The organism is Niastella populi, assembly GCF_002078015.1.
Taxonomy (GTDB): domain Bacteria; phylum Bacteroidota; class Bacteroidia; order Chitinophagales; family Chitinophagaceae; genus Niastella; species Niastella populi.
Genome location: NZ_LWBP01000123.1, coordinates 95,105 through 107,961 on the forward strand (window position 1 = coordinate 95,105; position 12,857 = coordinate 107,961).

9 protein-coding genes are annotated in these 12,857 nt (G+C 47.4%); 4 read left to right on the forward strand and 5 right to left on the reverse strand.

The features are described 5' to 3' along the window. Positions 1-22: 22 nt before the first annotated feature. Positions 23-670, reverse strand: coding sequence for a hypothetical protein (locus tag A4R26_RS11985; protein ID WP_081164014.1), 648 nt, complete (start codon positions 668-670; stop codon positions 23-25). A gap of 73 nt (positions 671-743) precedes the next feature. Next, positions 744-1,313: a hypothetical protein gene (locus tag A4R26_RS11990; RefSeq protein WP_081164015.1), complete on the reverse strand. Its 570-nt coding sequence runs from the start codon at positions 1,311-1,313 to the stop codon at positions 744-746. A 509-nt stretch (positions 1,314-1,822) separates the two neighbouring features. Between A4R26_RS11990 and A4R26_RS11995 the strand changes: the two genes are divergently transcribed. Then, positions 1,823-2,143, forward strand: a complete 321-nt coding sequence (locus A4R26_RS11995) for a LytR/AlgR family response regulator transcription factor (RefSeq protein ID WP_081164016.1) — start codon at positions 1,823-1,825, stop codon at positions 2,141-2,143. Positions 2,144-2,158: 15 nt separating this feature from the next. Here the strand turns inward: A4R26_RS11995 and A4R26_RS12000 are convergent, their stop codons facing one another. Then, positions 2,159-2,632, reverse strand: coding sequence for a GNAT family N-acetyltransferase (locus A4R26_RS12000; protein ID WP_081164017.1), 474 nt, complete (start codon positions 2,630-2,632; stop codon positions 2,159-2,161). Between the two features lie 12 nt (positions 2,633-2,644). Continuing rightward, positions 2,645-2,929: a hypothetical protein gene (locus A4R26_RS12005; RefSeq protein WP_081164018.1), complete on the reverse strand. Its 285-nt coding sequence runs from the start codon at positions 2,927-2,929 to the stop codon at positions 2,645-2,647. A 137-nt stretch (positions 2,930-3,066) separates the two neighbouring features. Between A4R26_RS12005 and A4R26_RS12010 the strand changes: the two genes are divergently transcribed. The 3 genes from A4R26_RS12010 (at position 3,067) to A4R26_RS12020 (ending at position 10,292) form a co-directional block, all read left to right on the forward strand. Then, entirely contained in the window at positions 3,067-3,441 is a 375-nt protein-coding gene (locus tag A4R26_RS12010) for a DUF2784 domain-containing protein (protein WP_081164019.1), read from the forward strand. 531 nt (positions 3,442-3,972) lie between these two features. Continuing rightward, complete coding sequence (locus A4R26_RS12015) at positions 3,973-6,831, forward strand: DUF8487 domain-containing protein (protein WP_081164020.1); 2,859 nt, start codon at positions 3,973-3,975, stop codon at positions 6,829-6,831. A 104-nt stretch (positions 6,832-6,935) separates the two neighbouring features. Further along, positions 6,936-10,292 (forward strand): DUF5107 domain-containing protein, encoded by a 3,357-nt coding sequence (locus A4R26_RS12020; protein WP_081164021.1) that lies wholly within the window; start codon positions 6,936-6,938, stop codon positions 10,290-10,292. 103 nt (positions 10,293-10,395) lie between these two features. On the opposite strand, the gene bglX is transcribed toward A4R26_RS12020, so the two are convergent. Next, on the reverse strand, positions 10,396-12,657 hold the full coding sequence (bglX, locus tag A4R26_RS12025; RefSeq protein WP_107685830.1) for a beta-glucosidase BglX: 2,262 nt from the start codon (positions 12,655-12,657) through the stop codon (positions 10,396-10,398). Between the last annotated feature and the right edge of the window lie 200 nt (positions 12,658-12,857).

Below are 12,857 nucleotides of genomic sequence, written 5' to 3' on the forward strand. Positions count from 1 at the left end.
ATCCTTTTTTGCTTTTTTACGATCATTTTCCCATCCCCTCCAATGTTCCATCGGGCCCTACCACTACCGGCGATTTACGCCAACCGATATGGGTAGGCAATTCATCGATCGGGTATACATTATCCCGGTTGGCATTGGACAAATTATCGACTTCAAGGTGGCCCAGGTCGAGGCCGAAAGATCGTTCGCCTAATAAATTATATAATGCGCCATAAGCCAGTTCCAGGAAACGCGCGGCATTGTCATCGCCGCATAGCGGGTGATATACGATAACATGCGCCAGTTCGGTATCATTACCATCAAAGGAAAAACTGAATTCCGCCGGGTCTACCCCCGCCTCACCCATTTGTTTCTCCAGTAAAAATTCAACCGGCATGGGTTCTTCCAGCGCAGTTATGCTCCAGCCGGGTATTTCGGGTGCGGTGGCAACAAACAAATCCACCTTTTTAAAATGCATCGCTCTGCCATTCACAGTAATGGTAAGGCGGGCGATGCCTTTTTCAGGCAATGCCATGCTATACTCAAAGAACTTATAATAAGCGCGCAAATGGGCGTTCAGTTCATGAAGCCAGTATGATCTTTCTTTTTTCGATTTATTGTTCAGATCGAGATACTCTTTATTGTTCCGTTTGAACCACTCCCAGAAATGGCGCTTTGGCAGTTTACTCATATACCCTTTTTAAAATTGCTTAAAAACGGGATCACATTCCGGCCAGGCCGGAATGTGATCCCTTGTAAAAGCATTACAAAGATACTTGCAATATTCCTTCATTTTTCGGAACATCGGTTGCAATAGCGGTGATCTTACTTCCAGCCAGCAGGTTGTTAGCCTGGGTGGCAAGATATGTAAAATCCATTCCGTTTTCGTCTGGTTCGGCATTACCGGTTTCCAGTAACGTGCCATCGGCAGCAGATATCTCTACCCGTACGCTCACTACCCGAAAATCATCTATTGCACGAATAACGATCTTATCGCCAACGGTGCCTTTATAATTACGCGTAGTGATGCTTTTTACAATGGGCGGAGACATACAATCTTCCAACGCTCTGCTATACACGTTTTGCCGGGGTTTCAGCGCAGCGGCATAGGCTTCTGCCATGCTTTTATCTGCGCGATTGATCACTGCCCTTGCATATCGTGATGCAATAAGGAATTTCTCCTGAGTTTCGGCCTGCGCAGCAGTTGCTTCTCCTTTCCTGCCTTTAGGCGCTTTAGCTACTACTGTTTTACCCTGCCACTCGCGAAATACGAGTTCTTTCCCAAGGGTTCCTTTCAATTTGCCAGTAATAACGCTGTTATTTGAATGTGCCATAAACTAAAATTTTAAAAGTTAAAGATTTTGTGAACGTCTGTCAATCGCTGCCGCGGAGAAGGTTCCCGGGTTCGCTCTTCCCGGTAGCCCTGAGCGAAACTCCTTTGGCGTTGATTGATGACTCAAATGTATAGCAGATCACAGCCTCATTTTTCAAAAATGTGACGGTGTTTACTCCTTGATGTGACGGGCTTCGGAAACTGGTGTGACGAACCGCATTTTCTCCCCGGAAAGAGATTTTCTGATGTGACGAGCGTCGAATATCGGTGTGACGAACGTATGAAAACGGTGTGATGAATCGCGCTGGAACCTCGGTTTCTCCTCTTTGGTCCTCTTTGCTTCCTCGAAACCACCTCAATAGGTCCCCGGGGGCCGAGGCACCAATGAGGTAGCATTAAGGTCGCATTAAGGTGTCTCACACCACCGGATGCGTAACATAAACACAACCGAAAGTTTAATTAATATTTTCTTTTTAAATTGTAATCCTGTAACCTCAAAGCTTATTCGTTATGCTACACCCCTTATTTGTATGGCAGAACAAAAAACTGAAAAGTGTTAATCCCGAAGATGTGATGTGTCTTGTTACGGAAGGGAATTACACGAAGATCGTTCTTTCAAATAAAACCTATCACATGGTGCGGTCGAGCCTTTCAACGGCATTGAAAAGTCTTCCTGCCAATATGTTTATCAAAACACATCGTGCATATGCTGCTTCCATTCTTTTTATAGATAATATAACCCGCGATCATTTAACCGTGGGCGGAGAAATCATTCCCATTGGCAGGCAATTTTACCAGGGAGTGATTAAGAAGTTGCATATTATTGAGTGAGAGAGCATTTGGAAATTACATCAGTTTATAAACAAACTCTTCAATCACCTGATTTCGTGCCAATGCAAATCCGCGATCGGTGCCGGTCATGACAAACCCGCACTTCTCCAGCACCCGTTGCGAACCGGCATTATCAAATGCAGCGTGCCCGAAAATCGGCCGCGTAATTTCCAGGTTCAAAAATTCATTAAGCGCCCTGGTGGCAATACCCTGTCCCCAATATTTTTTGTCGATCCAATAGGTGATCTCCGCATGACCATCCATTTCATATTTGGCCACACTGCCAACAATGCTTTCGTTTAGCCATATCGTTCGCATGTTAATGGTTGGATCGCTGAGAAACTTCTTATACTTTTCTATATAAGCATTTTTATCGTCATAGCCCTTCGACATAAAACCGGCCATGAAAACAGCTTCCTCATCAATTTGAAACTGAAATAACTGTTCGAGGTCGGCAATTTCGGTTTTACGAAGTTGTAGATCAGCCATCGCGAAAAGGTTTTACCTATTAACGATCATCACCATACAGGTAACTAATACCAACGTATGAATGATGCCAACAATATAGTGTTTTTTATTACCACCGATGGCAAGATAAAAGCTACGGGCCATCAATGCAATAATAATCCAGAATGCTATAAATGCAGCCATAATACCAAAACCCGGCACACAGGGCCCGCCCGGACTGAGCTTATGTAAAAAGATAACCGCCGCTATAGCGGTTTGACCATTCACCCGGTTCAAAAAAACAATCGCAAAAAGGAAAATTATCAGCAGCCTGTTCATCCTGTTAATTTAAGGGTACAGGTAATAAGATGCCGGTGCGGTGAAAATCCACATCTTACCGGTGATACAGGTAACGAGGATATGTGCTGCACTCTGTTATAAATTCAGTAAATTACCATATATCTCAATGCCAGGTCATGTGGTATCAGTTCCTGAATATTTTCTTCTTTGTATTCCACACACTTTTTACGCTGTTCAACATAACAGGCTGGCTATTTCGTGCAACCAGGAAATGGAACCTGGTCACCCTGTCATTGACCGCCTTTTCCTGGTTTGTACTGGGCATCTGGTTCGGTTGGGGGTATTGCCTTTGTACCGACTGGCACTGGGACGTACGGGAACGCCTGGGCTATCACGATCAGCAAAATTCCTACATCCACTTCCTGCTTTTACAACTCACCGGTATCAACTTCAACGAAACACTCGTAAACAATGTTACGCTCGTTGTTTTTCTAATTAGTGTGATCATGAGCATCTGGCTTAATATCAGAGACAGAAAGCGAAAGAGATAAAGTTTACGAAATCGATTGCGTAAAGGTTTCCATAATATAATCCATCTTTTTAATAACAATTTCTATTGACCGGCGCCTATATAAATGTAAGATTTGCTACGAATACAGCCGTAAGCCGTAAGCTGTAAGCAAATACAGAATACAGCTGAAAGCTGTAAGTCTATAGCAAATACAGAAAACGCGGAACGCATGCAATTGCTTTTCAGTCCCGAATAAAAGAACCATAAACCAAAAACAATAAACCATAAACTGAAATACAGCTGCAAGCTTCAAGCCGTAAGCTGCAAGCAAATACAGAATACAGCTGAAAGCTGTAAGTCTATAGCAAATACAGAAAACGCGGAACGCATGCAATTGCTTTTCAGTCCCGAATAAAAGAACCATAAACCAAAAACAATAAACCATAAACTGAAAGCCGCGAGTCCCGAATAAAAGAACTATGAACAATGAACTGTGAACTATGAACTGTGAACTATGAACTGAGAACTGAACAACTGAACAACTGAATAACTGAACAACTAAGAATTGCCAATGAAAAAGTTTCACTACATTATTTTACTTGCCATTATCACGAACATTCCGATTGCAAAAGGCCAAACGGTCCATCTCATTCAATACGCAATAGACCTGTCGGGCGATTGGCGGTTTCAAATGGATTCGCTCGATAAAGGCGTAGAACAGCAATGGTTCAACCGGAAATTGTCCGGCGCCATTAAACTGCCGGGCTCCATGGCCACCAATGGAAAAGGTAATGAGGTTGACACAAATACCCCCTGGATTGGCAATATCATCGATTCCTCCTGGTTCTTCAAACCTGAGTATGCCGCCTATCGAAAAAAAGGAAATATAAAAATTCCCTTCTGGTTGCAACCCGTGAAATATTACAAAGGGGCAGCATGGTACCAGAAAACGGTACATATTCCCGCCGCATGGAAAGGCAAACAACTGGAGCTGTTCATCGAACGCAGCCATTGGGAAACCACCCTCTGGCTAGATGGAAAAGAAATCGGCATGCAGAACAGCCTGGGCACCCCGCATGTTTTCAACCTTACCAACCTGCTTACTCCCGGCGCCCACCAGCTCACCGTTCGCATCGATAACCGCGTAAAGGACTTTGATGTGGGTGTAAACTCGCACAGCATTTCAGATCATACCCAAAGCAACTGGAACGGGATGGTGGGAAAACTAGCGCTTACCGCGCGTTCGCCCCTCTACGTTCAGGATGTGCAATTATATCCCGATATACACGCGAAAGAAGTACTGGCCAAAGTAACAATAGGCAACAGCACAGGTAAACCGGTAACAGCCCGTTTGCGTATGCTGGCAACAGCGCTGCGCGCCGGCGCCGGAAAATTAAAACCCGTTACACGGGAAATAGAACTAACCGGCGACAGCACAACGATTGAAATGCGTTATGCCATGGGCCCCGCGCCCCTGTTATGGGATGAATTCAACCCCAACCTGTACACGATGAACGTACAGTTGCAACAGGGCGCCAATAAAGATGAAAAACAGGTGCAGTTCGGTATGCGTGATTTTAAAGCGCAGGGCACCCAATTCACCATCAATGGCCGGCTTACCTTTTTACGCGGTACCCTGGAATGCGCCATCTTCCCAAAAACAGGTTATCCGCCAACCGACATCGATTCCTGGTTACGGATCTTCAAAGTGGCGCGCTCATTTGGATTGAACCATTTGCGCTTTCACTCCTGGACGCCGCCCGCCGCCGCTTTTGACGCCGCCGACCGCCTCGGGTTCTACCTGCATATTGAATGTTCCTCATGGGCCAACCAGGGTTCTCCCATCGGTGATGGCAAACCGCTCGATCAATACATTTATGAAGAAAGCGAGCGGGTGGTAAAAGCCTTTGGCAATCATCCCTCCTTTTGTATGATGGCTTATGGCAATGAACCCAAGGGTAAGAACCATGTAAAATACCTTACTGACTTCGTCGCCTACTGGCAGCATAAAGACCCGCGCCGTTTGTATACCACAGGCGCCGGCTGGCCGGTGATCGACAAACAGGATTACAACAGTACCCCCGATCCCCGCATACAGGCATGGGGCGCCGGTTTAAAAAGTATCATCAACGCCCAACCGCCTAAAGCCGATTACAACTGGAAAGATATTATCGGCAAATGGCAGCATCCTACGGTAAGTCATGAAATAGGTCAATGGTGTGTGTACCCCGACTTCAAAGAAATTAAAAAATATACCGGTGTACTAAAAGCAAAGAACTTCGAGATCTTCCGCGACAAGCTCAATAACCATGGCATGGGTAAACTGGCCGACAGCTTTTTGCTTGCCTCCGGAAAACTACAGGTATTGTGCTACAAAGCTGATATTGAAGCTGCGCTGCGCACACCGGGTTTCGGCGGTTTCCAGTTGCTCGATCTGCATGATTTTCCCGGTCAGGGCACCGCCCTCGTAGGCGTGCTGAACCCGTTTTGGGAAGAAAAGGGATACGTAACCGCCAAAGCATATAGCCGTTTCTGTAACGCGGTAGTTCCCCTGGCAAAACTGTCGAAAATGATCTGGCTGAATATTGAAGAATTGAATATACCGGTGGAAGTAGCGCAATTCAGCGCGGGACCGCTTAACAATGCAACGCCGGTATGGAGCGTCAAAAACGAAGCGGGCAATATGCTTTTCAAAGGACAATTGCCAACAACCAATATAGCGGTGGGCAATGCCATACAGTTAGGCACCATCAAACAATCGTTACAAAACATACAAAAACCCGAACGGCTTACCTTAACCATTTCTATCGGGGATTATCAAAACAACTGGGACCTGTTTGTATACCCTGTTTCGTTGCCTGATAACAACCAGGAAATACTGGTAACACACCAACTGGATGCAACAGCACAGGAAACACTTGAGAAAGGCGGCAAGGTGCTGCTGACATTGAAGAAAGGAACGTTGCGGCCGGAGAAAGGCGGCGATATAGCCATCGGCTTTTCCAGCATCTTCTGGAATACCGCATGGACGCATAACCAGCCCCCTGTTACACTCGGCATCCTGTGTAACCCTACACATCCGGCGCTGAAAGCATTTCCCACCCAATACCATAGCAACTGGCAATGGTGGGATGCCATGAGCCATTCCGGCGCTATCATCCTCGATTCACTGCAAAAAGGCCTGCCGGCCATTGTACGCGTGATCGATGACTGGGTAACCGCGCGCCCGCTGGCACTGGTAACAGAATGCAAAACCGGCAAAGGCAAATTATTGATCACAGGTATCGACCTGCTAACAGACCAGGATCAACGTCCCGAAGCAAAACAATTATTATACAGCCTGAAACAATATATGGCCGGCGAAACATTCAAACCAGTTACAAGGGTAGATGCAAAAAAGGTGCAATCTCTTACGGTCGGTCAACCGTAACATTGTCCATCATTTTCGAAGTATTTTCCATTTTGCAGCATAAGCATTACAGCTAAGTTTGTTTTAAATCTCTTGTAACTACCAGAACAAATTCTAATCAGCAAATGAGCCAGTCAACGATTCGCGTTTGGGAAGAAACAGTAACCATTCCTACATATGAAGCAGGCGAGCCCGACAAGAACCCCATGTTCTTCGAAAAGCGGGTTTACCAGGGCAGCAGCGGCGCCGTATACCCTAACCCGGTAATAGAAAAGATCTATGACGAGAAAAAAGACAAAACATACCAGGGATTATTTCTCGAGAACCAATACCTGAAGATCATGATACTGCCGCAACTGGGCGGCCGCGTGCAAATGGCTTACGACAAAATAAAACAACGCCATTTTATTTATTATAACCAGGTTATTAAACCGGCGCTGGTTGGCTTATGCGGTCCCTGGATCTCAGGCGGTATCGAATTCAACTGGCCGCAACACCACCGCCCCAGCACTTTTGAACCGGTTGATTATACCATAGAAGAAAATGCAGACGGCAGCCAAACGGTTTGGGTAAACGAAGTGGAGCGCATGTTCCGCACAAAAGGAATGGCCGGTTTTACTTTACACCCCGACAAAGCCTATCTTGAAATAAAAGTAAAACTCTTTAACCGCACACCCCTGCCGCAAACATTTTTGTGGTGGGCCAATCCCGCGGTAAAGGTGAACGATCATTATCAATCCGTTTTCCCGCCAGATGTGAACGCGGTATTTGATCATGGGAAAAGAGATGTTTCTACCTTTCCCATCGCTACCGGCACTTACTATAAAGTAGATTACTCACCCGGCACCGACATTTCACGTTATAAAAATATTCCGGTGCCTACTTCCTATATGGCCGTGAATAGCGATTACGATTTTGTCGGCGGTTATGAGCACGACACGCAGGCCGGCGTATTACACGTTGCCAATCATCATGTATCGCCGGGTAAAAAACAATGGACGTGGGGGCATAGCGATTTTGGCCAGGCCTGGGACAGGAACCTTACCGATGAAGATGGCCCCTACATAGAACTGATGACCGGCGTGTTCACCGATAACCAGCCCGACTTCAGCTGGCTGATGCCTTATGAAGAAAAATCGTTCACCCAATACTTTATGCCCTACCGCGACCTGGGCGTAGTAAAGAACGCCACAAAGGACGTGTTGCTGAATATAGAAAAACAGCATGGCGAACTGGTAGTGAAGGTATATGCCACCTCGGCACAGTTACTCAAGATACAATTGACAAAGGGCGATAAAGAACTGCTGAAGGAAGTTTTCCTGGTTAGTCCGGAAACAGTGTATACAAAATCAGTTGCTGTCAGCGAAGACATAACGCCGGAGAATATACTGCTGGTACTAACCGATAAGAACGGTAAGGAAGCATTGCGGTATGCGCACAAGGCCAACAAACAAAACGACATTCCCGAACCGGCGAAAGCAGCGCTGGAACCAAAAGACGTAGAGAACAACGAGCAGTTGTACCTGACGGGTTTGCACCTTGAACAATACCGGCATGCCACCTACAGCCCGGTGCCTTATTATGAAGAAGCATTGCGCAGGGATCCCAAAGACATTCGTAACAACAATGCCCTTGGATTATGGCTGCTGCGGCGCGGACAGTTTGCCAAAAGCGAACCGTACTTTCGCAAAGCGGTTGAAACGCTTATCAGCCGCAACCCCAATCCTTATGACGGCGAGCCTTATTACAACCTCGGCCTCAGTTTGAAATGGCAGGGCCGGTTAAAGGAAGCGTATAATGCGTTTTACAAAGCCACCTGGAATAACGCGTGGCAGGACAGCGGTTTCTTTTCCGTAGCGCAAATCGATCTCGCCCGGGAAGATTACTCACTGGCGCTGGAACATATTCAATTATCGCTCGACCGCAATGCAAAAAACAGCAAGGCCCTTGCATTGAAAGCGCTGGCATTAAGAAAACTCGGCAGGCACCAGGCAGCGTTGACCGTTTGTACAGAAGCACTGCAAAAAGACCTGTTCAACCTTTCGATCTTATTTGAACAACATAAATTATATACTTCAACCGGCAATGCGGCGGCTGCGCAACGCGCCCTCGATCAACTGGCGCGTATAGCGCGGGGCCATGCCCATAACTATTTCGAGTACGCATTGGATTATGTTGCCGCCGGCGCCTGGGAAGAAGCAATTGAACTACTGCAACTGGCAGCAGGTAAAAGTGAAGCAACCGCTTCACCTATGTTATGGTATTACCTCGGCTGGGCGCATCACCAGGCGGGCCTGAACAAGGAAGCGATAGAATATTTTAAAAAAGGGGCGCAGGCCGATCCGCGCTGTTGTTTCCCTAACCGGCTTGAAGATATTGCCGTTTTGCAACTGGCGGCAACCATTAACCCGGCCGACGCCAAAGCGCCGTATTATCTGGGCAACCTGTGGTACGACAAACGGCAGTATGATGATGCCATTGCCAGTTGGGAACTGGCCGTACAGCGGGATGATCGCTTTCCTACAGCCTGCCGTAACCTCGGTATAGCATACTTCAACAAACGTAACAACGCCGATAAAGCGCTAAGCTGTTATGTAAAAGCCTATGCGCTTGACACAACAGATGCGCGGGTGCTCATGGAGCTTGACCAGTTGTACAAACGCCTGAACAAATCGCCCAAAGAGCGGCTGGCGTTCCTGGAAACTCATATTACCGTAGTGGAACAACGCGATGACCTTTACCTGGAAAGAGCGGCGCTGTACAATTTCCTTGGCGACTTTGAAAAGGCGTATGACCTTATCATGCAAAGGAAGTTTCATCCCTGGGAAGGCGGTGAAGGAAAAGTATCGGCGCAATACATTTACAGCCTGGTGGGCATGGCGCGGAAAGCGATCCAGGCCGGTGATCCTGAAAAAGCGGTCGATCTACTGCAACAGGCACAGGTATACCCCGATGGGTTAGGCGAAGGAAAACTACATGGCGCGCAGGAGAATGATATTTTCTACTGGCTGGCCTGTGCATACAAAGAAATGGGCGATAAGGAAAAAGCCAGCAGTTGCTACAAAAAAGCAACCCGGGGGTTATCGGAGCCAACGGCGGCTATGTTCTATAACGATCAGCAGCCCGACAAGATCTTTTACCAGGGACTGGCCTGGCAAGCACTGGGTGAAACAGAAAAGGCCAGCGAGATCTTTTCACGGCTGGTAGCGTACGGTAAAACGCATCTGAACGATGAAGTGAAGATCGATTACTTCGCGGTATCGCTGCCCGATCTGCTGATCTTTGAAGACGATCTGAATGTGCGCAATGAAACCCATTGTCATTATATGATGGGGCTCGGGTACCTCGGTTTAAATAAACCGGAAGATGCAGCGGCCGGTTTGAAAAAAGCACTTCATCATGACGCGATGCATTTCGGTGCACAGACGCATCTTGATATAATTAGATCAATTAGAAACGAAGACAAAGTTGCAAGTAACTGAGTTATTGAGTTATTCAGTTATTCAGTTGCTCTTATTCAAACCCGTTATTACCCGCGAGCGTATGAACTTATGCACTGAATAACTGAATAACTTTCCCGTACCCCTATTTTCGCTGCTTTACGGCCGAAAGCTTCAACTCAAACCGGCTCTTCAACTTAATATCATTGGAAGCGCTGCCGATCATTAAACTAAAATGACCCGGTTCAGCAACCCATTGCAACTGTTGATTATAGAACGAGAGTTTTTCTTTATTGATCACAAAGCGTACTGTTTTACTTTCGCCGGGTTGTAATGAAAGTTTCGCAAAGTCTTTCAGCTCTTTCATTGGTCGCACCAGCGAAGCTACTTCATCGCGCAGGTACAACTGCACCACTTCTTCCCCAGCCACCTTACCGGTATTGGTTAACTTAAAGGTTACCACAACAGAGTCTTTGCTATACATGGCGTTTTTACTCAACTGCAGATCGCTGTAGGTAAAGCTGGTATAACTCAACCCATACCCGAATGCATACCGTGGGCTTTTCTGCAGATCGATATAACCCGAACGGTACCCTGCCGGTTTATCATCATCGGGGGCCGGGCGGCCGGTATTGAGGTAATTATAATAAATGGGGATCTGGCCTTCAGTTCGGGGAAAGGTCATAGGTAATTTGCCTGAAGGGTTGTAATCGCCGAACAGCACATCGGCAATGGCATTGCCGGCTTCGCTGCCCAGCCACCACGTGTATACAATGGCGGCAACATTATCGGCCGTATAGTTAAATACCAGCGGGCGGCCGGCATTTACCAGCACCACCAGGGGTTTGCCGGTTGCATGTAATACTTTTATCAGTTCTTCCTGTACACCGGGCAAATGGATATCGGCGCGGCTTTTTGCTTCGCCGCTCATATCGCGGAACTCACCAACGCTTACGATCACCACATCGGCGCTTTGTGCAGCAGCAACCGCTTCTGCAAAACCGGCGCGGCTGGTATCCTTTACCTCGCAGCCTTTTGCATACAGGAGTTTTGTGTTCTTGCCCAGTTTATTTTGCAGTCCCTCCCATTGCGATACCACATCGCTGTTATCGGGCCAGCCCACATTCCAGAAACCAAGCATATCTTCTTCCGATTTCACGAGGGGGCCAATAACGGCAATGGTTTTTGTATTCTTCGACAAAGGCAGCAGCCCGTCTTCGTTCTTCAACAGCACAATACTTTTCTTCGCCATATCTTTTGCCATGGCGCGGTGTTGAATATTTCCCACGAGCTCCGTTTCGCGTTGCGTATTGCTGAAACGGAACGGATCATCGAACAAACCCAGCTCGAATTTCTTGCACAGGATCCTTCTCACCGCATCGTCGATCAGCGTCATCGGAACTTTTCCCTCTATAACCAGTTTTGAAAGATTGGTAATGTAGCTGCGGCTTTCCATATCCATATCGCTGCCGGCCCTTATAGCGCTCGCTGCAGCGTCATATTTATCTCTTACATAACCATGGTTCACCATTTCACCAACGGAGCCCCAATCGCTCACCACAAAACCGGTGAACTTCCATTTACCTTTTAAGATATCGCGTTGCAGGTAGGCATTGCCGGTTGCGGGAATACCGTTGAGATCATTGAAGGAATTCATGAAGGTGGCGGCGCCTGCATCGGCAGCAGCTTTAAAAGGCGGCAGGTACCATTCCCATAAGGTGCGGTCGCTCATATCGACCGAATTATAATCACGGCCGCCTGTAGCCGCGCCATAAGCGGCAAAATGTTTTACGCAGGCCATTACGGCATCGGTATTACCGATTCCCTTACCCTGAAAACCCTGTACCCTGGCTTTTGCCACGAGGCTGCCGAGATAAGTGTCTTCCCCGGCCCCTTCCATTACACGGCCCCAGCGGGGATCGCGCGAAAGATCAACCATGGGTGCAAAGGTCCAGTGCAAACCACTGGCAGCCGCTTCAATAGCCGCTACGCGCGCACCCTGTTCTATAGCCGGCAGGTCCCAGCTGGCCACTTCGGCCAACGGAATGGGAAACGTTACTTTGTAACCGTGAATAACATCCTGGCCAAAGATCAGGGGGATCTTCAAACGCGACTGCAATGCCAGCTCCTGCACGCGGCGGGTATGAACCGCTCCACGCACATTCAGCATGGAGCCAACCTTACCGGCTTTGATCTCCTGAACCAGGTCGCTTTTGTCGCTTTCGGGACCGGTAACTTCTTCCCTGCCTGAGTACTGATTCAACTGACCGATCTTTTCATCGAGCGTCATCAGTTTCAAAACCGAATCAACCCGCCGGGCAATCGTTTTTTGCCGGGCAGCCGCTTCGAGGCCGCCAACGGTTATGCAAACCGTAAAAACAAAGGCAATAAGAGGACTTTTCATCATTGGTAAAATTATCAACCGGTAACTTATTGACTTTTATGCTACTTCTGACGATCATCACCTACTACTTCTCCACTACAACTACCATTTATACTTCTTTACCGGTACATTTTACCCCTACAAAGCCCCTACAACCAACGTTTAAACCATCTGTTGGCATTTTATTTTACCAATGCTGTCCAATTTCCGGCACCCCGGTCATT

Excerpts from the sequence above, each read along its gene's own strand:
- A4R26_RS12015 (WP_081164020.1), top strand. The coding sequence starts at position 3,973 with ATGAAAAAGTTTCACTACATTATTTTACTTGCCATTATCACGAACATT.
- A4R26_RS12010 (WP_081164019.1), top strand. The coding sequence starts at position 3,067 with ATGTGGTATCAGTTCCTGAATATTTTCTTCTTTGTATTCCACACACTT.
- bglX (WP_107685830.1), bottom strand. The coding sequence starts at position 12,657 with ATGATGAAAAGTCCTCTTATTGCCTTTGTTTTTACGGTTTGCATAACC.
- A4R26_RS11995 (WP_081164016.1), top strand. The coding sequence starts at position 1,823 with ATGCTACACCCCTTATTTGTATGGCAGAACAAAAAACTGAAAAGTGTT.
- A4R26_RS11985 (WP_081164014.1), bottom strand. The coding sequence starts at position 670 with ATGAGTAAACTGCCAAAGCGCCATTTCTGGGAGTGGTTCAAACGGAAC.
- A4R26_RS12000 (WP_081164017.1), bottom strand. The coding sequence starts at position 2,632 with ATGGCTGATCTACAACTTCGTAAAACCGAAATTGCCGACCTCGAACAG.
- A4R26_RS12005 (WP_081164018.1), bottom strand. The coding sequence starts at position 2,929 with ATGAACAGGCTGCTGATAATTTTCCTTTTTGCGATTGTTTTTTTGAAC.
- A4R26_RS12020 (WP_081164021.1), top strand. The coding sequence starts at position 6,936 with ATGAGCCAGTCAACGATTCGCGTTTGGGAAGAAACAGTAACCATTCCT.
- A4R26_RS11990 (WP_081164015.1), bottom strand. The coding sequence starts at position 1,313 with ATGGCACATTCAAATAACAGCGTTATTACTGGCAAATTGAAAGGAACC.